Source organism: Georgenia sp. AZ-5 (genome assembly GCF_043952095.1).
Lineage (GTDB): Bacteria > Actinomycetota > Actinomycetes > Actinomycetales > Actinomycetaceae > Georgenia.
This window is the reverse complement of sequence record NZ_JBINOU010000001.1, coordinates 1067164-1089715: the sequence shown is the minus strand read 5'-3', so window position 1 is coordinate 1089715 and position 22552 is coordinate 1067164. Positions and strand designations below refer to the sequence as shown.

The following is a 22552-nucleotide window of genomic DNA, read 5'->3' as shown; positions in this document are numbered from 1 at the left end:
TCAGACCGCCGCCGGACGGCGCGGCGGCGTGGCCGCGTCAGGCGGTGGTCGCCGGCCCGCCACCGGGGACGCCCACGCGGCGGCGCCAGTCCTCGGGCGCCTCCAGGGAGCGGGCGCTGCGGGCGCGCTCCGCCTGCCGCATCAGCAAGGTGCCGGCGAGGTCGGCGTCGAGGTGCGCGAGGACCGGCGTCACCGGTCCCGGCACGGAGTGGGCGAACAGGTCGGCCAGGCCGAGCCGGCGCTCCAGCGGCCCCTGCTTCAGCGCCAGGGACTGCGTGCGGCCGTGCGGCACCACCACCAGGCTGCGGGAGAGCCGGCCGGTGCGCATGAGCAGGGCGGTGCCCGTGATCCGCACCGCGTTGCGGCGCCAGGTGACCGGGTCGAGCCACCGCGCCCGGCGCGGGCTGGGGAGGAACCCGGCGTCGCCGCCGGAGCCCTCCAGCGCGGCGTCCAGCAGCGCCTCGGCGTCCTCGGCGCCCAGGTCGGGCAGCACGAGCCACAGGGCGGTGAGCGCCTCGCCGCGGCCGCCCACCGGCAGCAGGACCGTCTCCACGGGGGCCTGCCGGCCCGGCGTCTCGGCCCCGTACCCGGCAACGTTGACCTGGACGCGCCACCAGCCGTTGCGGCGCCACAGCAGGCTCTGGGTCAGCGAGACCGCCTGGACCCGCCCCGGCGGCAGCGTCTGGGCGCGCGTCTCGAGCAGCCCGTGGCGCAGACGGATGCCGTCGGGCGAGATCGCCAGCCGGAAGCCGAACTCGCCGGCGAAGCGGCCCCAGAGGTACCCGCCCCACCCGATGAAGGCCGGGAGCGCGCCGGCGAAGGGCCCGATGCTCCGGGTCACGACCGCGGCCGCGACGAGCCCGGCCAGCACCAGCAGGAAGGAGATCATCGAGCCCGACAGCAGCAGCGAGACGACCAGCCGCCCGGCCGGGACCTGGCCCATCTCCACCTCGGGGGCCGCGGCCGGACCCGCGTCGGGCCCCGCGGCCTCGGGGACGGTCTCGTACCGCGCCCTGGCCATGATCTCGTTGCGCAGCTCCTGCGCCTCGGGCTCGCGCAGGTAGCCGATGACGACGTTGGACTCCCCGCCGCCCGCCGTCTCCACGCGGACCTGGGCCAGCCCGAACAGCCGGCCGAGCAGCGGCTGCACGACGTCCACCGCCTGCACGCGGCTGAGCCGCGCGTGCCGCTCCTGCCGGAACAGGATGCCCGTGTGGAGGTCCACGGACTCGCGGCCGACGGCGAAGCGCATCCGCCGCCACGCCAGCATGGAGTACACGGCGGCGACGAGGGCCACGAGCACCACCGCGCCGACGACGGCGAGCACGGCCCGGGCGCGGTACTCGGCCACGGTCTCCCACAGGTCACCCGGCACGTTCGTGACCTGGTCGCTGACCTGCCACGCCAGGAAGGCGAGGACGGCCACGACGGCCTTCCAGGCGTTCAGCACAGGCGTGACCTTGTGGACCCGGCGCCACCCGGGGCCGGCGACGGCCTCGGCGGGCGGGAGGACGGGCGGGGAGACGCTCACAGCCCCGCCAGCCGGGCCTCGCCGCGGGTGGTCAGCCGGTCCCGCAGCCGGGCCGCCTCCGCCGGCGGCAGCCCCTCGATCCTGGCGTCCGTCTGCGCGGAGGCCGTGTGCAGCTGGACCTCGGCCACGCCGCACCACCGGTCCAGCGGGCCCGCCTTGACGTCGACGAACTGCATCCGGCCGTACGGCACCACCGTGAGCGTACGGAACAGGATGCCCGTGCGGATCAGCAGGTCGTCCTCGGCCTCGGCGTAGCCCATCGCCCGCACCTGGCGGGGCACCAGCCACAGCAGCCAGCCGGCGAGCACGGCGACGGCCGCCGGCGCCGCCCACGCCCAAGAGCCCACGACGACGCCGAGCACCACCGCACCCACCGCGGGCACCGCCAGCGTGAGCGCCAGGACGACGAGGCGCGCCCTGATCAGCCCGGCCGACACGGGCGTGAAGACGATGCCCTCGGGGTCGAACGGCCCGCCGGGGGGCACGGGGGTGCCTGCCGGGCTCGTGCTCATCGGTGCGCTCCTCTCGCCGGCCGCCGGCGCGCGCCGGTGCTCAGGGCATCCTGGCAGATCCCCGCCCCGTCCCGGCACTCCCCGCCGGGGCCGTCGCGACCCGGCGCGGGCCGTCGCGCCGCCCGGGAAGCCGTCGCGCGGCCCGGGAAGCCGTCGCGCGGCCCGGACGGCGGTGGCGCGGCTCAGGCGGCCGTCGCGGTCCCGCGGCCGGGCCGGTCGGGGTCGTCGTCGGACGGCGGCACCTCGCACCACCGCTCCACGACGAGCGCGACCACCACCAGCGCCACGCAGGCCAGCAGCGCGAGCCCGGCGCTCCAGGCCTGCTCGCGGGGCAGCGGCGCGGAGAGGTTGTCCAGCGTCAGCAGGAGCTGGACCGCGAAGTAGCCGACCAGCGCCGCGCCGACGAGGGCGCACGCCTTGGCCAGGACCACCACGCGCGAGGCACCGATCGGCGTGATCGACGTCGGTTCCTGCCGGACCAGCCGGCGGACGCTGCGTCCCAGCGCCAGCAGCACCGCGGCGAGCAGGGCCGGGCCCAGCGCGCTCAGCGGCGGCACGGGCACGGGCAGCAAGCCCTGCCCGTCCATCCAGGACAGCGCCAGGAACGCCACCAGTCCGGCCAAGAGGGCCAGGGCGACGAGCGAGGCCCACGAGGTCCGGCGCATCACGTCGCCGACTCCAGCCCCGCGACCTCGCCGCTCAGCCAGTCCTCGGCGACCCACCGGACGCCGGCGCGGTCGGCGGCCCGGGCCGCCAGCTCGGCCACCGGCCCGCCGTGCGGACCGGGCAGGACGGCGCCGGGCGCGAGCCGCGCCCAGGGCAGCAGGACGAAGGCGCGCTCGTGCGCGCGCGGGTGCGGCAGCACCAGCTCGGGTGCGGCGGCGACGACGTCGCCCACGGTGATGAGGTCGACGTCGAGGGTCCGGGCGCCCCACCGCTCCCGCCGCTCGCGCCCGTGGGCGTCCTCCACCCGGCGGGCGGCGGCGAGGAGCTCCAGCGGTGCCAGCGTCGTGGCGCCCAGGACGACGGCGTTGAGGTAGTCCGGCTGCCCGTCCTGACCCGGCGCCAGCACGGGGGCGGTCAGCGCCAGCGGCGAGACCCGGTCCACCCGCAGGCCCTCGACGGCGGCGAGGTCGGCGACCGCCTGGCGCAGCGTGGCGAGCCGGTCGCCGACGTTGGCCCCCAGCGCCAGGACGAAGGGCAGCTCGCGGGCGGGGCGCCGCCCGAGCACGCCGGGGGTGGCGCGCCGGCGGATGCGCAGTTCGACGTCGTCGAACGGGACCGTGAGCGGCGCCTCCGGCTTGTGCACGGTGACGTCCACGGCGACGACGCCGGGGCGGGCGAGCACCACCCCGGCGATCCGCTCGGCGAGGGTCTCCAGCAGGTCCACCGGCTCGCCTGCGAGGACGGCGACGACGTCCTGGGCGACGTCGGCGTAGCTGACGGTCGCGGCGAGGTCGTCGGACCGGGCGGCGGCGCGCGTGTCCAGGTGCAGCACGACGTCGGCGCCGAAGGGCTGCCCCTGCGCCCGCTCGTGGGGGTGGACGCCGTGGTGGCCCACGGCGCGCAGGCCGGAGAGCCGGATCTGGTCGAGCTCGTGCCCGTCCGGGCCCGTCACCGGTGCCGTCATCGGCGGGACCGCCACGCGGCGGCGACCCGCACGGCGTCGGCGGAGGCGGCCACCTCGTGCACCCGCACGCACCAGGCGCCCGCCTGGGCCGCCAGGGCCGTGACGGCGGTGGTGGCGTGGTCGCGGGCGAGCGGCTCGTCGGCCACGGCGGGGGCCACGACCCCGGAGAGGAACCGCTTGCGGGAGGCGCCCACCAGCAGCGGGTACCCGAGCGCCGCGAGGTCGCCGAGGTGGGCGAGCAGCTCCCAGTTGTGCCCGGCGTCCTTGGCGAAGCCCAGCCCGGGGTCGAGCACGATCTGCTCGTCCCGCACGCCGGCCGCGTGGGCCGCGGAGACGCGGTCCTCCAGCTCGGCGCACACCTCGGCGACGACGTCGTCGTAGACGGCGAGGGAGTTCATGGTCTCCGGCGTGCCGCGCCAGTGCTGGATGACGTAGACGACGCCCGCGCGCGCCACCGTCGCCGCCATGGCGGGGTCCGCCAGGCCGCCGGAGACGTCGTTGACGATGGCCGCGCCCGCCTCGACGACCGCCGCGGCGGTGGAGGCGTTGACGGTGTCGACGCTCACGACGACCCCCTCGCGGGCGAGGGCCTCGACCACCGGCAGCACCCGCGCGAGCTCCTCGGCCGGCGTCACGGCCTGCGCGCCGGGCCGGGTCGACTCCCCGCCGACGTCGACGATGTCCGCGCCCTGCGCCACCAGGTGCCGCCCGTGGGCGATGGCGACCTCGGTGTCGAACCACTGCCCGCCGTCGGAGAAGGAGTCGGGCGTGACGTTGACGATGCCCATGACCAGCGTGCGCCCGGTCTCGTGCAGCGCCCGGGGCAGCGGGGCGGGCACGTCCGTCGTCCTGGCAGCGTTCACCCGGCCCAGGTTAGTCCCCGCGCGGCGGGCGGCGGGGCGTCTGCCGGACGCGCAGCCTCGGGCGCGCCGCGGCGCCGCGCGGCGCCGGATCCCGGGGAGGCCCACGGCCGGCGGCGGGACGGGCTCAGGGGTGGCCGCGCAGGAGGCTCATGGCCTCGGCGCGGGTGGCGGTGTTGCGCATCTGCCCGCGGACGGCGGAGGTGATGGTCCGCGATCCCGGCTTGCGCACGCCGCGCATGGACATGCACAGGTGCTCCGCCTCGATGACGACGAGCACGCCCCGCGGCTCCAGGCGCTGCACGAGGGCGTCGGCGATCTGGGAGGTCAGCCGTTCCTGCACCTGGGGCCTGCGGGCGTAGCCCTCCACGAGGCGGGCGAGCTTGCTCAGGCCGGTGACGCGGCCGTTCGCGGCGGGGATGTAGCCCACGTGCGCCACGCCGTGGAAGGGCAGCAGGTGGTGCTCGCACATGGAGTACAGCGGGATGTCCCGGACGATGACCATCTCCTCGTGCCCGATGTCGAACACGGCGTCGAGGTGGTCGGCGGGGTCCTCGTCCAGCCCCGCGAACATCTCCGCGAAGGCGCGGGCCATCCGCTCGGGGGTGCCCACCAGGCCCTCACGGTCCGGGTCCTCCCCCACCGCGACGAGCAGGTCGCGGATCGCGCGCCGCACCCCGTCGGCGTCGTAGGGGCGCACCGCCCGCCCGGGCGTGCGCAACGGCCCGGCGTCGGTGGCCACCGCGTCGTCCGGGGAGCCGGGGATGCCGGGCTCCTCGGGCGACAGGCCCCCCGGGGCCGTGACCCGGCCGGCGCCGGCCCGCGCGGCGGGGACGGCGGCGCCGTCCCCCTGCGGTGCGGTCACCTCAGATGCCCTCGGCCGGACCGCCGACCCGGCCGCCGTCGGGGATGGGGCCGACGCCGTCCAGCGGCGTCTCGCCCGCCGCGGCGGACTGGTCCTGCGGGAGCATGTTCTCGTGGCGGGCGCGCTCGGCGGCCGTGAGGACCGGCGGGATGTCGCTGACCTGGCGCTCCTGGGAGGAGAGCCACACGGGGCGGGCGGGGCGCTTGCGGACCGGCGCGAAGATCCCGGCGAGCTCGGCCTCGTTGAGGGTCTCCTTCTCTAGGAGCCTGAGGACCAGGTCGTCGAGCACGTGGCGGTACTGGGTGAGGATCTCCCACGCCTCGTCGTGCGCGGCCTCGATGAGCCGGCGCACCTCCTCGTCGACGATCTGCGCGACGCCCTCGGAGTAGTCCCGCTGGTGGCCCATGTCGCGGCCGAGGAACGGCTCGCCCTGCGTGGTGCCCAGCTTGATGGCGCCCACGCGGTCGCTCATGCCGTACTCGACGACCATCTTGCGGGCGATCGCGGTGGCCTTCTCGATGTCGTTGGACGCGCCCGTGGTGGGGTCGTGGAAGACGATCTCCTCGGCCACCCGCCCGCCCATCGCGTAGGCGAGCTGGTCGAGCAGCTCGTTGCGCGAGGTGGAGTACTTGTCCTCGGTGGGCATGACCATCGTGTAGCCCAGCGCCCGGCCGCGGGGCAGGATCGTCACCTTGGTCACCGGGTCGGTGTAGCGCAGCGCCGCCGCGGCCAGGGCGTGGCCGCCCTCGTGGTAGGCGGTGACCTTCTGCTCCTTCTCGTTCATGACCCGGGTGCGCTTCTGCGGGCCGGCGACGACCCGGTCGATGGCCTCGTCGAGGGCGCGGTCGTCGATGAGCTGCGCGCCCGAGCGGGCGGTGAGCAGCGCCGCCTCGTTGAGCACGTTGGCCAGGTCGGCGCCGGTGAACCCGGGGGTGCGCTTGGCGACCATGTTCAGGTCCACGCCGGGCGCCATGGGCTTGCCCTTGGCGTGCACCTGCAGGATGGCCGCGCGGCCGTGCAGGTCCGGGGCCTCGACCGCGACCTGGCGGTCGAAGCGGCCCGGGCGCAGCAGCGCGGGGTCGAGCACGTCGGGCCGGTTGGTGGCGGCGATGAGGATGACGTTCGTCTTGACGTCGAAGCCGTCCATCTCGACCAGAAGCTGGTTGAGGGTCTGCTCGCGCTCGTCGTGCCCGCCGCCCAGGCCGGCGCCCCGGTGCCGCCCCACGGCGTCGATCTCGTCGACGAAGATGATGGCCGGGGCGTTGGCCTTGGCCTGCTCGAACAGGTCACGGACACGGGAGGCGCCGACGCCGACGAACATCTCGACGAACTCGGAGCCGGAGATGGAGAAGAACGGCACCCCGGCCTCGCCGGCGACGGCACGGGCGAGCAGGGTCTTGCCGGTGCCGGGCGGGCCGTAGAGCAGCACACCCTTGGGGATCTTCGCGCCCACCGCCTGGAACTTGCCGGGCTCGGCGAGGAACTCCTTGATCTCCTGGAGCTCCTCGACGGCCTCGTCCTCGCCGGCGACGTCGGCGAAGGTGACCTGCGGGTTCTCCTTGCTGACCAGCTTGGCCTTGGACTTGCCGAACTTCATCATGCCGCCGGCGCCGCCCTGGGTGCGCGAGAGCAGCCACCAGAAGACGATGAAGATGATCAGGATCGGGAGCACGAACAGCAGCAGCGAGGTCAGCCAGGACTGCTGGGGCACCACGGAGTTGTAGCCCTGCTCGGGGTCGGCGGCCTCGACGGCGTCCACGACGGCGTCGCCCTGGGGCTCCACGTAGTAGAACTCCACGCTGGAGCCCTTGTCGACGGTGCCGCCCTGCCCGTCGGGAGCCTCGAACGGCTCCGAGAGGGTCATCCGGACGCGCTGGGTGCCCTCCGTGATCTCCACCTGCTCGACGGTGTCGCCGGCGAGGAGCTCCATGCCCTGGGAGGTGTCGATGCGCTGGGTGCCGCCCTGCCCCATGAGCGAGTAGCCCATGACGACCAGCACGATCATCAGCACGATCCAGATGAGCGGGCCGCGCACCATATTCTTAGCGTTCATCGAGTGTGGGCTGTTCGCCCGGTCCCTCCTGCTCGCACGGTTTCCCCGACGGTATATGACAAAGCCGTCCGGCGGGTGAGCGGCTCCGGCTTGTTCGCGCAGGGCTTGCACGGTGGTCAACGGCTGTCGCCGAGCCGGTGTTCCGCGATCTGCGCCACAGGGACTGCCGCACCGGCCGGGCCGGGCGCGGGCTCAGCCGCCGTAGACGTGCGGGGCGAGCGTGCCCACGAACGGCAGGTTCCGGTACTTCTCGGCGTAGTCGAGGCCGTACCCGACGACGAACTCGGTGGGGATGTCGAACCCGACGTAGCGCACGTCCACCGCCACCTTGGCCGCCTCGGGCTTGCGCAGCAGGGCCGCGATCTCCACCGAGGCCGGCCCACGCGAGCGCAGGTTCGACAGCAGCCAGGACAGCGTGAGACCGGAGTCGATGATGTCCTCGACGATGAGGACGTCGCGGCTGTGCAGGTCGCTGTCCAGGTCCTTGAGGATGCGCACCACGCCGGAGGACTTGGTGCCGGAGCCGTACGACGACACCGCCATCCAGTCCATCTGCACCGGCAGGTGGATCAGGCGGGACAGGTCGGCCATGACCATGACGGCGCCGCGCAGGACGCCGACGAGCAGCAGGTCCTTGCCAGCGTAGTCGGCGTCGATGTGCTCGGCCATCTCCTTCAGCCGAGCCTGGATCTGCTCCTGGCTGAGGAGGACCTTCTCGAGGTCGTTGCCCATGTCCGACGCGTCCACTGCGCTCCTTCACCGTAGGTCTCGCCCGCGGTCGGTCAGCCGCCCGCCGGGCCAAGGGCAAGACTGCCACACCGCCGACGGGCGACGACGCCCCCGGGCAGCTGCACCGGGCCCTGGCCGTGGTAGTCCGCGACGAGGGCGTCGAGGGCCGCGACGTGCACCGCCGCGAGCGCCCCGGGCGGGGCGCCGGCCCGTAGCGCCGCGGCCCGCAGCGCGCGGGTCCGCAGCGCCGGGTGGGCCGCGGCGAGCGCGGCGACGTCGAGCTCGAGGGACGCCGGCGGGGCGGCCGGCGCTGCGGGGCCCGCCGCGCCGTCCGCCGCCCCGTCCGTCGCGCCGTTCCCGCTCCCGGCCGCGGCCAGCGCCCGCGCCAGGAGGTCCTCGGCGAGGGCGTCGAGGAGCTCGCCGTCGCGCCGGAGCTGGGCGGCGGTGCGCGCCAGCGCGGGGACGACCCCCGGCCCGAGGGCATCGACCAGGGCGGGCAGCACCCGCTCGCGCAGCGCGGCTCGGCGCAGGGCCGAGCCGTCGGCGGCCGCCCACGGCCCGTCGGCGGCGTTGGCGGGGTCGACGACGAAGTCCAGGCCCAGCGCGGCGCACACCGCCTCGGTCTGGGCGCGCCGCAGGCCCAGGAACGGCCGGCGCCACAGCCCCCGCACGGGGGCCATGCCGGCCAGCGACCGGGCGCCCGAGCCGCGGGCGAGCCCGAGCAGCACCGTCTCGGCCTGGTCGTCCAGGGTGTGGCCGAGCAGCACCGCGGCGGCGCCGGCTGCCGCGGCCGCCGCCTCCAGCGCCGCGTACCGGCTCTCGCGCGCGGCCGCCTCCGGCCCGCCGGCCCCGGTGCCGCGGGTCCCGCCCGGCACCTGGATCGCCCGGACCTCGACCGGCTCGAGGCCCAGCGCGGCGCACTGCCCGGCGGTCCGGGCCGCGACGTCCGCCGAGCCGGGCTGGAGCCGGTGGTCGACGACGACGGCGCCGGCCAGCCAGCCCTCCCGCGGCGCGACGAACGCCGCCGCGGCGGCGAGCGCGAGGGAGTCGGCACCGCCCGAGCAGGCGACGAGCACCCGCGCGCCCGGCGGGAGGTCGGCGAGCACCCGGCGGACCCCCGCGCGCGCGGCGGCGACGGCGGGGTGAGGTCCGGACATCAGCCGTGGACGCGGCGGACCCAGACCTCGGGGTCGGCGATCTCCGCGGGGAGGGGAAGGTTCCCGGGCGCGGCCCACACGGCGTTGAGGCCGCGGTGGCCCACCCGGTTGACGACGGCGCGGACGAACCGGGCGCCGTTGCGGTACTGGGCGACCTTGGCGTCCATCCCCAGCAGCCGGCGCAGCAGCACGTCCGCCGTCGACGTGCCGTCCCGCCGCTTCTCGAACGCGGCCCGGATGCGCCGCACCGAGGGCAGCCGGGCGGGGCCGACGGCGTCCATGACGACGTCCGCGTGCCCCTCGAGCAGGCTCATGACGGCGACGACCTCGCCCATCCGGGCGCGCTCGTCGTCGGTGAGGAAGGCCTCCACCAGCGGGCCGCCGACGTCGTGGGCGGGCGCGTCGCCGGCGCCGGTGAGCACCGAGCGCAGCGTGTCGGCCACCGCCGCGACGGCGCGGGCGGCCCGGTCGGCGCCCTCCTCGGTCCCGGCGACGCCCTCGAGCAGCCCGCGCATGCGGCTCGCCAGGTGGTCGGCCAGCCACGGCGCCGCGGCGAACTGCACGGCGTGGGTCTGCTCGTGCAGGCACACCCAAAGCCGGAAGTCCATGGCGTCGAGGTCCAGCTCGCGCTCGACCTTGAGCACGTTGGGCGCGACGAGCACCAGCCGGCCGCGGGCGGGCTCCCCCGCTCCGCGGGAGGCACCGTCGGCGGTGGGGGTGAACGGGTCGAACTGCCCGAGGACCTTCGGGGAGAGGAGCGCGAGCATGACGCCCATCTCCTCCCCCGCCACCCGGGCGGAGCCGGGGAGCTTCGAGATGGGCAGCAGCCCGTCGGTGAGGTGCGCGAACATCTCCACGTTGGCCTGGGCCCAGCGGGCACGGTCGACGACGTACACCGGGGCGCTGGCCACGGCGGCCGCGGCGGCGTCGAGGCCGGTGATCTCGCCGACGTACCCGGGGGCCTCGCGGGCCGCGTCGCGGAGCACCTGGATCAGGCCGCGCAGCTCGGCCCGCGACCCACGCGGCCCGGCCGGGGCGAGGGTGCCGGCGCGGCGCACGGCCACCTGCCAGTCGACGGGGCTGCTCATGGCACCAACGTAACCGGTCAGGAGCACCCGCACGCCGCGACCGCCTGCGCCCAGGCGTCCAGGGCCGTCCGGGTGCCGAGCCCCGCCCCGGCCGGGACGGCGTCGGTCAGGACGGCGAAGGCCAGCAGCCGCCCGTCGGTGGTCACCACGGTGCCGCTGAGGCTCAGCGCCTCGATCAGGGTGCCGGTCTTGGCCCGGACCCGGCCCGCCGCCTCCCCCGCGAGGCGGTCGGCGAGGGTGCCGTCGAGCGCGCCGACGGGCAGCCCGGGCACGAGGCCGCGCAGGGTCTCGGCGTCGCCCGCGCCGGCGACCAGCACGTCGACGAGCACGGACGGCGGGATGCGGTTCCGCGCGCTCAGGCCCGAGCCGTCGACCAGGGTCACGCCCGAGACGTCGATGCCCAGGTCGCCGAGCTGGGCCGGCACGGCCGCGGCCGCGCCGGGGAAGTCTGCCGCGGCGCCCCGCTCGATGGCGACCAGGCGGGCGAGCACCTCCGCGACGGAGTTCTCGGAGACCTTGAGCATGTGCCGGACCAGCTCCGCGACGGGCGCGGAGCTGACGGCGGCCAGCGGCGGGGCCCCGGCGGGCGCCGCGGCGCGACGCACGGGACCGGTGACCTCCACGCCCTCGGCGCCCAGGGCCGCGGCGAAGGTCTCGGCCGCCTCGAGCGCGGGATCGGCGACGTAGCCGGGCCCGATCGCGCCGCCCGTCTCGACGGCGACCGGCTGGACTGGCATGACGTAGTTCCGGTCGGCGCCGGTGACGTCGGGGGCGTACGGGGCGCCGGTGAACAGGGTGTCGTCGAGCGCCACGCCCACGGCGGTGACGCCCGCCTCGCGCAGCGAGGCGGCGGTCTGCGCGGCGAGGTCCGCCAGGCCGGCCCGGCCGACCACGGCGTCCGGGTCCGAGTCGCCCGCGCCGAGGAGCACGTCGCCGCCGCCCACGAGGACGACGTCCCGCCCGGAGCGCACCACCGTGGTCTCGAGCGTGCTCTCCGGGCCCAGGGCGTCCAGCGCCGCGGCGGCGGTGAGGACCTTGGTGGACGACGCCGGCACGCGCGGCGTGTCGCCGCCGTCGTCCAGGAGCACCTCGCCGGTGAGGACGTCCGCCACGACCATGCCGAAGCTCCCCGCCATGCGCTCGTCGGCGCGCAGGTCGCCGGCGAGGGCCGCCAGGGCCGCGGCGGTCGGCACGGGGGCGTCGGCGTCCGGGCCGGGCGCCTCCGGCGGCGCCGCCGCACCGGCGGGCAGCTCGACGTCCGGGAACGGCAGGGGGTCGGCGGGGGTGGGCCGGGTGGTGAGCACGCCCGGGACGACGTCGGCGGCGTCGGCGACGGCGTACCCGCCGAGCACGAGGACCACGGCCGCGGCGGCGCCGACTGCCCGACCGACCACGCTGCTCCGTCCCACTCGTTTCGGTCCTGTGCGCACAGGACCCGGCTCGTGGGACACACTAGTGCCCAGGAGCACCCGGCCAGGCCAGGCCGGGTCCGTACCAATGCCCCGGCACGGCGGCGACGCCGCGAGGGGGCGGAAGAAGGGAAGCCGTGGAGTTCGACGTCACGATCGAGATCCCCAAGGGGAACCGCAACAAGTACGAGGTGGACCACGAGACGGGCCGCATCCGCCTCGACCGCATGCTGTTCACCTCCACGCGCTACCCCGACGACTACGGGTTCATCGAGGGCACGCTCGGCGAGGACGGCGACCCGCTGGACGCCCTCGTGCTGCTCGAGGAGCCGACGTTCCCCGGCTGCCTGATCCGGTGCCGGGCGCTGGGCATGTTCCGCATGCGCGACGAGGCCGGCGGCGACGACAAGGTGCTGTGCGTCCCCGCCGCCGACCAGCGCGCGTCGTGGCGCACGGAGATCGACGACGTCAGCGAGTTCCACCGGCTGGAGATCCAGCACTTCTTCGAGGTCTACAAGGACCTCGAGCCCGGCAAGTCCGTCGAGGGCGCGCACTGGGTGGGCCGCGAGGAGGCCGAGGCGGAGATCCGCAAGTCTCTCGAGCGCGCCAGGGCGACCGGCTACTACGACCACGCCAAGCACTGACGCCCCGCCGCTGACCGCCTCCCGGATGGGTGCGCGGTCGGCCCGCGGGTGACGAAAGGCCCCGCCGTCGAAGGACGGCGGGGCCTTTCGACGCCTGCGGCGGTCGGTCAGAGCCGCACGGCGAAGGGCATGATGTTCGCGTAGTACATCTTCACCTCCTGCACGGCCGCGCCCGTGTATGGCGCCTGGATTCGCATCCCGTTACCGCTGTAGATGGCGAGGTGGTAGATGCCCGAGGCCGAGCCGTTGTTCGACCAGAACACGAGGTCCCCGGGCTGGACCTGGTCGAGCGGGATGCGGGTGCCGGCGTTGTACTGCTGCTTGCTCGTGCGCGGCAGCGAGATGCCGGCCTGCTGGTAGGCGCGCATGGTGAGGCCCGAGCAGTCGTAGGCGTTCGGCCCGGTCGCGCCCCAGCCGTAGGGCTTGCCGATCTGCGTGCGAGCCCACGCGATCGCCGTCTGCGCCGCCGACGTCTTCACGGGCGGCACGTAGGCCGGCTTGGGCTCGGGAGCCGGGGCGGGCTTCGGCGCCGGGGCGGCCGGCGCGGGGGCGGGCGGCGCGGGAGCGGGGGCCGGCGGCGCGGGAGCCGGGGCGGGAGCGGGCGTGGACGTGGACGGCGCGGGTGCGGGCGTGGACGGCGCGGGTGCGGGCGTGGACGGCGCCGGGGTCGACGGGGCGGAAGCGGAGGGCGCCGGGGTCGACGGGGCGGACGCGGAGGGGGCCGGGCTGGGCGTGGGGGTCGCGCCACCGCTCGGCGCCGGGGCGGCCGTCGCCTGGCCCTGCTCCGCGGCGGCGAGCGCCTCCGCCTGCGCGGCGGCCTCCTGCCGGGTCTGCCGCTCGGCGTCGATGGCGTCCTGACGCGCGCGCTCCTCCTCGACCGAGGTGTCGCGCTCCGCCGCGAGCTCGGCGATCAGCTGGTCCCTGCGCTCGGTGGACACGGCGAGCTGCGTCTGGGCGGCGGAGGCGGTGGCCTCCGCCGTCTGGGCGGCCGCGCCGAGCTGCTCCGTGGCCGCCTCCTGGGTCGCCACGGCCTGCTCGGCGCGCTCCTGCAGCGTGGTGGCGACCTGCTGCACGGCCTCGAAGCTCTGCACCTCGGAGTCGGCGTGCGCGCCCAGGCGGTTCAGCGTGGTGGTGCGGGCCATCGCGTCGCCGAAGCTCTCGGCAGAGAGGTACGGCGTGATCTGGGAGAGGCCCCCCGCGCCGTCGCGGTACATCGCGAGGGCGACCTGACCGAGCTGGCGCCGCGCCTCCTCGAGCTCGGCCGCGGCCGCCTCGGCCTCGGCCTGCGCCTGCGCCGCCGCCTGGGTGGCGGCCTCCAGGTCGACCTGCGACTGGAGGTAGTCCTCGTTGGCGAGCTGGGAGCCGATCACGGCCTCCTGCGCCTGGGCCGCGACCTGCGCGATCTGGACCTCGAGCGCGGCGATCCCCTCGCCGTCGCCGGGCGCCGCGGCGGCCGCGGACGAGATGAGGGTGCCACCGAGGGTGAGGGCCGCGATCGAGGCGATCGCGCGCCTGCCGCGCCGGGGAGAGTCCGTCACCGTGCCTCCGTCTTGCTCTGGCCTGCCCGGACCGCCGAACGGCGTGTCGGGATTGACGCCGGGAAATGGCGCCTCCACGACGGTATCGGACCGCGGCGGAAATGAAAACACCTGCACCTTTGAGAACTTCAGTCACATCCGTAACACGCCGGCTCGGGCGCCGTCCGGCATCCGGACGCGACGGGGCCGGCGTCTCGTGCCCTGAGACGCGGGTTTCCGGAAAGAGCGGCCACTTCTAGGGTCGCCGACATGTTCCTGTGCCGAATGTGCCGCTGACGCGCACGTTCGGCGTGCCCGCCTCCGCCGCCGCGGGGCCGGGCGCCGGCACCACCGGCGGACGTGCACGTCACCGCCCAGCCCCTCGCGGGCTGACGGGACCGCACCGCCGCGGCTCGTCGGCCCGCTCCACCACGAAGGAGCCACCATGAGCAACGAGACCGCCCCGCAGGGGACCTGGGCCTTCGAGACCCTGCAGATCCACGCCGGCCAGGCCCCCGACGCGGCCACCGGCGCGCGGGCCCTGCCGATCTACCAGACCACTTCCTACGTCTTCGCCGACGCCGCGCAGGCCGCGGGCCGCTTCGCCCTGGCGGAGACCGGCCCGATCTACACCCGCATCAACAACCCCACGCAGGAGGCCGTCGAGAACCGCATCGCCGCCCTCGAGGGCGGCATCGGCGGGCTGCTGCTGGCCTCCGGCCAGGCGGCCGAGACCCTCGCGATCCTCAACATCGCCGAGGCCGGCGACCACGTGGTCGCCAGCCCGAGCCTGTACGGCGGCACGTTCAACCTGCTGCAGCACACCCTGGCGAAGTACGGCATCACCACCACGTTCGTGGCGGACCCCGACGACCCGGAGTCCTGGCGGGCCGCCGCGCGGGAGAACACCAAGCTGTTCTTCGGCGAGACCATCTCCAACCCGAAGTCCGACGTGCTGGACATCGAGGGCGTCGCCGCCGTCGCGCACGAGCTGGGCGTGCCGCTCGTCGTGGACAACACCATCGCCACCCCGTACCTGATCCGCCCGCTGGAGCACGGGGCGGACATCGTGGTGCACTCGGCCACCAAGTACCTCGGGGGCCACGGGACCTCGGTGGGCGGCGTGATCGTCGACGGCGGCACGTTCGACTGGTCGGCCGACCCGGGGCGGTTCCCGAACTACAACACGCCCGACCCGAGCTACAACGGGCTGAAGTACAAGGACCTGGGCGCGCCGGCGTTCATCCTCAAGGCGCGCGTGCAGCTCCTGCGCGACCTCGGCCCGTCCATCTCCCCCTTCAACGCCTTCCTCATCGGCCAGGGCCTGGAGACCCTCTCCCTGCGCATCGAGCTGCACGTCGCCAACGCCCAGCGGGTGGCCGAGTTCCTCGAGGGCGAGGAGCAGGTCACGCGGGTCGCCTACGCCGGCCTGGCCTCCTCCCCCTGGCACGACCGGGCGCGGAAGTACGCCCCCAAGGGCGCCGGCGCGGTGCTCGCCTTCGAGCTGGCCGGCGGCTACGCGGCCGGCCTGGCCTTCGTCGACGCCCTGAAGCTGCACTCGAACGTGGCCAACATCGGCGACGTCCGGTCGCTCGTGATCCACCCGGCCTCGACCACCCACTCGCAGCTGGGCCCGGCCGAGCTGGAGGCGGCCGGCGTCAACCCCGGGCTGGTGCGGCTGGCGGTCGGCATCGAGAACGTCGAGGACATCATCGCCGACCTGCGCCTCGGCCTCGCGGCCGCCGCCTCCTTCACCGCGGAGCCGGCCGCGAACGCTGGCGCGTGAGCGTGCACGACGACGCGACGCGGGGCGCGGCCGGCCACCCGGCCGCGCCCGCGGCGGCGGGCGTGCCGGGCCAGCCCTCCCCGCCCGCCCGGCACGCCCGTCACGCCGTCGACACCGCGGCCATCCCCGCGTCCGGCGCGTGGCGGGAGGGGGACGACCCCGGCTTCCGTCAGTTCGTCGACGTCGGCGCCCTGCCGCTGGAGGCGGGCGGGCGCCTGCCGGCCGTGCGTCTCGCGTACGAGACGTGGGGCGAGCTGAACGAGGCCGGCGACAACGCGGTCCTCGTGCTGCACGCCCTCACCGGCGACTCGCACGTGACCGCCCACCCCAGCGAGGCCCCGGAGAGCGGCTGGTGGGGGCAGGTGGTCGGGCCCGGCCGCGCCATCGACACCGACCGCTACTTCGTCGTGGCGCCCAACGTGCTCGGCGGGTGCCAGGGCTCCACCGGGCCCTCCTCCGCCGCGCCGGACGGCAGCCCCTGGGGCTCGCGGTTCCCCGTCCTGACCGTGCGCGACCAGGTGGCGGCCGAGATCGAGCTGACCGACCTGCTGGGCATCGAGCGCTGGCGCCTGGTGGTCGGCGCGTCGATGGGCGGCCACCGCGTGCTCGAGTGGGCGATCATGGCGCCGGAGCGGGTGGAGGCGATCGCCGTCGTCGCCTCCGGGGCGCAGGGCAGCGCGGAGCAGATCGCGTGGGCCCACGCGCAGCTCGCCGCGATCCGGCTGGACCCGGCGTGGCGCGGCGGTGACTACTACGGCGCGGGTCCGGGGCAGGGGCCGCACGCCGGGATGGGCCTGGCCCGGCAGATCGCGCACACCACCTATCGCAGCCCGGCGGAGCTGGACGCGCGGTTCGGCCGCCTGCCGCAGCAGGCCGAGGAGCCGCTCAGCGGCGGGCGGTACGCCGTGCAGTCCTACTTGGACCATCACGCCCACAAGCTGGCGCTGCGCTTCGACGCCGGCAGCTACGTGACGCTGACCCAGACGATGATCACCCACGACGTCGGCCGCGACCGCGGCGGCGTGGAGGCCGCGCTGGCTCAGGTGCAGGCCGAGACCCTCGTGGTGGCGGTCGACTCGGACAGGCTGTTCTTCCCCGCCGAGTCCGAGCGGATCGCGGCTGCCGTCCCACGCAGCGGGCCGGTGGCCTACGTGCGCTCCGACCACGGCCACGACGGCTTCCTCGTGGAGCACGACCAGGTCGCCGCGACGCTGGGCCGGTTCCTCCGCAGCCTCTCCCCCGCGCGGGCGTGGCGCTGAGGTAGCGCGGGGCGGGCAGGCCGCGCGTCGGCGGGGCAGGGCATGATGGGCACATGGCGCGGAAGAGGTCCGAATCAGCACCGCCCGTCGAGACCGCCGTCCCGGAGGAGGTCGTCGAGTTCCCGCCCGCGCCGCCGGCCGACCGGTGGGCGGACGACGTGCTGGGCGCCGGCTTCCAGGCGCGCACGCTGCCGTTGCTCGACGACGACGAGGGCGAGGTCGTCGCGACGCTCGTGCGCCACGTGCCCGCCGACGACCCCGGCGCCCTGCCGGGCACGCCGTCCTCGCCGACGTTCGCCGTGCTGTACCTGCACGGCTGGAACGACTACTTCCACCACCGCGAGCTCGCCCGCCAGTGGTCGGCGCTGGGGGGCGCCTTCTACGCCCTCGACCTGCGCAAGTACGGCCGGTCCCTGCGTGAGCACCAGACCCGGGGGTACGTCACCGGCCTGTCCACCTACGACGAGGACCTCCACGCGGCTCTGCGGGTGGTGCGCGCCGAGCTCGGGGTGGGCACCGACGTCGTGCTCATGGGTCACTCCACCGGCGGCCTGACCGCGGCGCTGTGGGCGCACCGTCACCCCGGCGCGCTGCGGGCGCTCGTGCTCAACTCGCCCTGGCTGGAGCTGCAGGGCTCGCCATTCCTGCGCGCGGTCTCGCAGCCGATCATCGGGAGCCTGGCGCGGCTGCAGCCGAAGGCCGTCATCCCGACGTCGGACCCGGGCTTCTACCACCGCACCCTCATGGGCTGGACGGAGGCCGACGGGCCTGCGCCCGAGGGGGAGGACGACGACCCGTTCGTGGTGGGGTGGGCGCCCGAGGCCGTCTGGCGCATCTCCCCCAGCCCGCCCATACGGCCGGGCTGGCTCTCCGCCGTGCTCGCCGGGCACGCGCAGGTGGCGGAGGGGCTGCAGATCAGCTGTCCGGTCCTGGTGATGACGTCGGGCCGCACGCTCTTCGCCACGCGGTGGAGCGCGGGCATGCGCGAGGCGGACACGGTGCTCGACGTCGAGCAGATCCGCCGCCGCGCCCTGCAGCTTGGGCCGCTGGTGACCGTGGCCCGCTTCGACGGCGCCATCCACGACATCACGCTGTCCGCGCGCGCCGTGCGCGGCCGGGTCTACGCCGAGCTTCGGCGGTGGTCGCGGGCGTACGTCCTCCGGTAGGGCGCGCGGAGACGCGGGAAGAACCCGGCGGCCGGGCCGCCCGTGGTCAGGCCTGCCGGCGGCCGTGCCCGGCGGAGCGCCCGCCCGCCGAGACCAGCTCGTGGCGTGCCTCGTCCAGGGTCGGCCCGGCCTCGCCGAAGCGCCAGACGTGCCAGCCGTCCACGCCCTCGCGGCCCGAGACGGTCGCTGCGGCCAGGTCTGGGTCGTCGAAGGCGGCCCCGTCGGTGAGCCGGACCAGCCCGTCGGCGGTGAGCGTGGCGTCGTGGCGCACCCCCCGCCGCAGCTGCACCCAGGTCAGCGGAGTGTCCCCGCCCAGGGCGCGGGCGATGAGCGCGAGGTCGGCGGCGTCGTCGCCCACCACGCCGTCCGAGGGCGCGGCGGCCCTGACCGGCACGGTGTCCTCGACGTCGTCCGGGTCGCCGCCGGCCGGCGCGGACTCCCGCCGCTCGACCTCGCCGATGTGGGCGTGTCCGGGGCCGGCGGGCCGGCCGGCATCCTTCGGTGCGCGCTCGCCCGGCGCAGCCGGCTCGGCCGGCTCGGCGGGCTCGGCGGGCTCGGCGGCCGGCCGCGCCGGGAGCTCGGGGTGCTGGACCGTCCGGCCCATGAGCACGGTGCCGCTGGGGACCGCCCGGTGCGGGCGCAGCTCGCTGATCTCGAGGAACTGCCGCCCGCTAGACGTCTGCCGGACCGAGAGCTCGTGCACCGCCACCCCCGCGCCGGTGAGGCCCTCCAGCGCGGGCCGCACGGCCGGGTCCACCGCGCCGGCGACGACGATCAGCCGGGGGCCGGGGGCCGGCCGCGGCGGCATGGACTCGCGGAAGGCGTTCCAGTCCCGGCGGAATGCGCCGGTGCCGCGGGGGTAGAGCTCGCCGAGCGTCGTCCAGTCGAGCTCGGCGTTGCGCGCGGACCGGGCGAGCGCGGTGACGAGCGCGGCCGGGTCGAGCCGCTCGACCACCTCCACGGTCACCACCTGCCCCGAGGCGTCCATCGCCGTCAGGCGCGGCGCCGCCTGGCCGCCGCCCGGCGGGACGTCGTGCCAGGAGACCGGGAACAGCGGCAGCTGCACGAGCTCGAGGACCTGCGCGCGCACGGCGTGCAGCAGGTCGGGGTCGATGTCGTCCGCCACCGGGCGCCCGAACTGGGCGGGCACGAGGCGCCCCTCGTCGAACTCGAAGAACGGCATACGACGTACACCTGACTGTCTCGCGATTACCGGATGGGTTCTGTCCCCATCATCTCACGGTCGTGCGGGAGCGCGCCGCCGCGGGTCCGCGCCCGCCGCCGGCCGCGGCCGGGGCGGGCGGCGGCGTCGCCGGCTCCCCGCCCGCTACCGCGCCCCGAGCAGCAGCTGGGCGAGGTGCACGCCGTGGCGGCCGGCGAGCTGGTCGGCCTGGGTGCGGCAGGAGTACCCGTCCGCCAGGTACACGGCCTGCGCGCCCGCCTCCCGCAGCGCGGGCAGCAGCGCGTTCTCGGCGACGGCCACAGAGGTCTCGTAGTGCCCGGCCTCCATGCCGAAGTTCCCGGCCAGCCCGCAGCAGCCGGCCAGCTGGGTGACCTTCGCGCCGGCCCGGGTGAGCAGGGCGGCGTCGGCGTCCCAGCCCATGACGGAGTGGTGGTGGCAGTGCGGCTGGGCCACCACCTCGACGCCCTCCAGCGACGGCGGCAGCCAGTCCTGGCCCGGGCCCAGCGGGGCCGGGGCGGTGAGCAGCTCGGCGAGGGTGTACGTGCCGGCCGCCAGCATGGGGGCGCGCGGGTCGTCCGGCAGCAGGTCCACCATGTCCGAGCGCAGCACCGCGGTGCAGCTGGGCTCGACGCCGACCACCGGGATGCCGTTGGCGGCGTACGGGGCGAGCACCCCGAGCAGGTGCGTCAGGCGCTTCTTGGCGCCGTCGAGCTGGCCGGTGGAGATCCACGTCAGGCCGCAGCAGGCGTGCTCGTCCGGGACGATGACGGTGTACCCGGCGCCCTCGAGGACGCTGACGGCGGCGCGGGCGCCCGCGGTGTCGAGGGTGTCGGAGAACGTGTCGGCCCACAGGACGACGAAGCGGGGCGTCTCGGCGCCGGCCGCCGCGGCGCCGCCGTCATCCGCGGTGGCCGCGCCGACGGCGTAGCCGGTCGCGGGCGCCGGGCCCGTGCCGTCCGCCGCCGGGGCGTCGCCCGTCCCGGCCGCCCGGCTGCCGCCGTCGTCACGCTTCGCCCACCACGCGGAGAAGGTCTCCTCCGCGAAGGTGACCATCTCGCGGCGTCGGTCCATGCCGCCGGCCCACAGCACGGCCTGCGCGAGGGGCCGGGCCCGCAGGACGGTGTTGGCCAGCCTGGCCAGCGGCGGGACGGCGGTGAGCAGCCGCGTCCAGCGCGGCAGCTGCCCGAGCGCGTAGTGGTTGAGCGGCCGCAGCTTGCCCGCGTACTTCCGGTGCAGCACCTCGGACTTGTACTTCGCCATGTCCACCCCGGCGGGGCAGTCGGCGGAGCAGGCCTTGCAGCTCAGGCACAGGTCGAGGGAGTCGCGCACCGCGTCGGAGTCCCACGACGTGACCAGGGAGCCGTTGGTGAGCTCCTGGAGCACCCGGGCCCGGCCGCGGGTGACGTCCTTCTCGTCCTTCGTGGCCCGGTAGCTCGGGCACATGAAGCCGCCGGCGCCGGAGGTGTCGGCGCGGCACTTGCCCACGCCGGTGCACCGGTGCACGGCGGTGGCGAAGTCCCCGCCGTCCTCGGCGAAGGCGAAGCCGCGCCGGGCCGGCGTGGGCCGCGCAAAGGGCCGGCGCAGGTCCGCGTCGAGCGGGCGCGGGTCGACGACGACGCCCGGGTTGAGGTGGTTCTCCGGGTCGAAGAGGGCCTTGACCTGGCCGAAGAGGTCGAGCACCTCGGGGGCGTACATGCGCCCCAGCAGCTCCGAGCGGGCGCGGCCGTCGCCGTGCTCGCCCGAGAGCGACCCGCCGTAGGCGGCCACCAGGTCCGCGCTGGCCTCGAGGAACTCCCGCGAGGGGCCGATGCCCGCCGGGGTCTCCAGCGGCAGGTCCAGGCGCACGTGGACGCAGCCGTCCCCGAAGTGCCCGTAGAGCAGGCCGTCGACGCCGCGGTCACGCATCAGGGCGGTGAAGTCGCGCAGGTAGTCCCCGAGCCGCTCGGGCGGGACGGCGGCGTCCTCCCAGCCCGGCCACGCGGGCTCGCCCGCCGGGGTGCGCCCGCCCAGTCCGGCGCCGTCCGCGCGGATGCGCCACAGCGCGGCGGCCTGCTCGCCGGCCGGGACCACCGTTGCCGCGGAGGTGCCGCCGTCGGCGGCCAGCGCCCGGGCCCGGGCGAGGACGTCGGCGTCGGACTCGCCCTCCTCGGCGCCGACCTCCACCAGCAGCCAGCCCGCGCCGTCGGGCAGCTCGGGGACCGCGCCGGGGCCGCGGTGGCGGCGGACCACCTCGACCAGCCGGGCGTCCATGCCCTCCACGGCCAGCGGCCGGTGGGCCAGCAGCGCGGGGACGGCGTCGGCAGCGGTCGCCATGTCCGGGTACCCGAGCGCCACCACCACGGGCGCCGTGGGCACGGGCACCAGCCGGACGGTGGCCTGGAGGATGGTGACCAGGGTGCCCTCGGTGCCCACCAGCATCTTGGCGAGGTCCTGGCCGTGCTCGGGCAGCAGGTGCTCGAGGGAGTAGCCGGAGACCTGCCGGCCGAAGCGGCCCAGGGCGGTGCGGATGGTGGCGAGGTTGCCGCGGACGAGCCCCTCGAGGCCCGGCACAGTCTCCAGCGCGCCGTCACCGGCGCCGGCGGCGAAGCGGCGGCCGAGGCCGTCGACCACGTCCAGCGCGAGGACGTTGTCGGCGGTGCGCCCGTACGCCACGGCGTGCGGGCCGCAGGCGTTGTTGCCGATCATCCCGCCCAGGGTGGCCCGGTTCTGGGTGGAGGGGTCGGGGCCGAAGCGCAGGCCGTGCGGGGCGGCGACCGCCTGCAGGCTGGACATCACCACGCCGGGCTGGACGACGGCGGTGCGCGCCTCGGGGTCGAGGCTGAGGATCTCGTTCATGTGCCGGGAGAAGTCGAGCACGAGGCCGGTCCCGACGGCGTTGCCGGCCACGGAGGTCCCGCCGCCGCGAGCGGTGACGGGCACGCCGAGCCGGCGCGCGACGTCGAGCGTCGCGAGGGCGTCGTCCGCGTCCTGGGGGGCGACGACGACGCGCGGGGGCACCCGGTAGTTGGAGGCGTCGGTGGCGTACTCCGCGCGGCGGCGGGTGGAGTCGTCCACCTCGCCGTCGACCACCCGGCGCAGGGCCGCGACGACGTCGCTCTCGGTGACCGTGCTCACCGGGCCAGTCTCGCACGGGGCACCCAGCCGCCCCTGGGGCCTTCCGCCG

At 76.1% G+C, this 22552-nt stretch carries 18 protein-coding genes; 4 read left to right on the top strand and 14 right to left on the bottom strand.

Annotation, left to right across the window (positions count from 1 at the left end):
- Positions 1-37 precede the first annotated feature (37 nt).
- The 11 genes from ACF0H8_RS05170 to dacB all read right to left on the bottom strand — a co-directional run bounded on the left by ACF0H8_RS05170 (position 38) and on the right by dacB (position 11819).
- Positions 38-1531 (bottom strand): PH domain-containing protein, encoded by a 1494-nt coding sequence (locus ACF0H8_RS05170; protein WP_395287914.1) that lies wholly within the window; start codon positions 1529-1531, stop codon positions 38-40.
- Positions 1528-2043 (bottom strand): PH domain-containing protein, encoded by a 516-nt coding sequence (locus ACF0H8_RS05165; protein ID WP_395287913.1) that lies wholly within the window; start codon positions 2041-2043, stop codon positions 1528-1530. Before ACF0H8_RS05165 ends, ACF0H8_RS05170 begins: the two co-directional genes overlap by 4 nt.
- A 182-nt stretch (positions 2044-2225) precedes the next feature.
- Positions 2226-2708: a DUF3180 domain-containing protein gene (locus ACF0H8_RS05160; RefSeq protein ID WP_395290814.1), complete on the bottom strand. Its 483-nt coding sequence runs from the start codon at positions 2706-2708 to the stop codon at positions 2226-2228.
- Entirely contained in the window at positions 2708-3673 is a 966-nt protein-coding gene (folK, locus tag ACF0H8_RS05155; RefSeq protein WP_395287912.1) for a 2-amino-4-hydroxy-6-hydroxymethyldihydropteridine diphosphokinase, read from the bottom strand. Before folK ends, ACF0H8_RS05160 begins: the two co-directional genes overlap by 1 nt.
- Positions 3670-4461 carry a dihydropteroate synthase gene (gene folP, locus ACF0H8_RS05150; RefSeq protein WP_395290813.1) on the bottom strand — a complete coding sequence of 264 codons (792 nt, stop codon included), beginning with the start codon at positions 4459-4461 and terminating at the stop codon, positions 3670-3672. The genes folK and folP overlap by 4 nt, the downstream gene beginning before the upstream one ends.
- A 199-nt stretch (positions 4462-4660) precedes the next feature.
- Positions 4661-5254, bottom strand: coding sequence for a GTP cyclohydrolase I FolE (gene folE / locus ACF0H8_RS05145; protein ID WP_395290812.1), 594 nt, complete (start codon positions 5252-5254; stop codon positions 4661-4663).
- 145 nt (positions 5255-5399) lie between these two features.
- Entirely contained in the window at positions 5400-7451 is a 2052-nt protein-coding gene (ftsH, locus tag ACF0H8_RS05140; RefSeq protein ID WP_395287911.1) for an ATP-dependent zinc metalloprotease FtsH, read from the bottom strand.
- A gap of 192 nt (positions 7452-7643) precedes the next feature.
- On the bottom strand, positions 7644-8198 hold the full coding sequence (gene hpt, locus ACF0H8_RS05135) for a hypoxanthine phosphoribosyltransferase (RefSeq protein WP_395287910.1): 555 nt from the start codon (positions 8196-8198) through the stop codon (positions 7644-7646).
- A 35-nt stretch (positions 8199-8233) separates the two neighbouring features.
- Complete coding sequence (gene tilS / locus ACF0H8_RS05130; protein ID WP_395287909.1) at positions 8234-9337, bottom strand: tRNA lysidine(34) synthetase TilS; 1104 nt, start codon at positions 9335-9337, stop codon at positions 8234-8236.
- Complete coding sequence (locus ACF0H8_RS05125; RefSeq protein WP_395287908.1) at positions 9337-10425, bottom strand: zinc-dependent metalloprotease; 1089 nt, start codon at positions 10423-10425, stop codon at positions 9337-9339. Before ACF0H8_RS05125 ends, tilS begins: the two co-directional genes overlap by 1 nt.
- 17 nt (positions 10426-10442) lie before the next feature.
- The gene (gene dacB, locus ACF0H8_RS05120; RefSeq protein WP_395287907.1) at positions 10443-11819 is read right to left on the bottom strand and encodes a D-alanyl-D-alanine carboxypeptidase/D-alanyl-D-alanine-endopeptidase; all 1377 of its coding nucleotides are present in this window, start codon (positions 11817-11819) and stop codon (positions 10443-10445) included.
- Positions 11820-11971: 152 nt separating this feature from the next.
- Between dacB and ACF0H8_RS05115 the strand changes: the two genes are divergently transcribed.
- Positions 11972-12478: an inorganic diphosphatase gene (locus tag ACF0H8_RS05115; RefSeq protein WP_395287906.1), complete on the top strand. Its 507-nt coding sequence runs from the start codon at positions 11972-11974 to the stop codon at positions 12476-12478.
- Between the two features lie 107 nt (positions 12479-12585).
- Here the strand turns inward: ACF0H8_RS05115 and ACF0H8_RS05110 are convergent, their stop codons facing one another.
- Entirely contained in the window at positions 12586-14016 is a 1431-nt protein-coding gene (locus ACF0H8_RS05110; RefSeq protein WP_395287905.1) for an NlpC/P60 family protein, read from the bottom strand.
- Between the two features lie 424 nt (positions 14017-14440).
- Between ACF0H8_RS05110 and ACF0H8_RS05105 the strand changes: the two genes are divergently transcribed.
- From ACF0H8_RS05105 to ACF0H8_RS05095, 3 genes are all read left to right on the top strand, one after another.
- The gene (locus tag ACF0H8_RS05105) at positions 14441-15781 is read left to right on the top strand and encodes a bifunctional o-acetylhomoserine/o-acetylserine sulfhydrylase (protein ID WP_395287904.1); all 1341 of its coding nucleotides are present in this window, start codon (positions 14441-14443) and stop codon (positions 15779-15781) included.
- A gap of 62 nt (positions 15782-15843) precedes the next feature.
- Positions 15844-17040: a homoserine O-acetyltransferase gene (locus ACF0H8_RS05100; RefSeq protein ID WP_395290811.1), complete on the top strand. Its 1197-nt coding sequence runs from the start codon at positions 15844-15846 to the stop codon at positions 17038-17040.
- Between the two features lie 53 nt (positions 17041-17093).
- Positions 17094-18206, top strand: coding sequence for an alpha/beta hydrolase (locus ACF0H8_RS05095; RefSeq protein WP_395287903.1), 1113 nt, complete (start codon positions 17094-17096; stop codon positions 18204-18206).
- A 46-nt stretch (positions 18207-18252) separates the two neighbouring features.
- On the opposite strand, the gene ACF0H8_RS05090 is transcribed toward ACF0H8_RS05095, so the two are convergent.
- Positions 18253-19389 (bottom strand): hypothetical protein, encoded by a 1137-nt coding sequence (locus ACF0H8_RS05090; RefSeq protein ID WP_395287902.1) that lies wholly within the window; start codon positions 19387-19389, stop codon positions 18253-18255.
- Positions 19390-19533: 144 nt separating this feature from the next.
- Complete coding sequence (locus ACF0H8_RS05085; RefSeq protein WP_395287901.1) at positions 19534-22503, bottom strand: FAD-binding and (Fe-S)-binding domain-containing protein; 2970 nt, start codon at positions 22501-22503, stop codon at positions 19534-19536.
- Between the last annotated feature and the right edge of the window lie 49 nt (positions 22504-22552).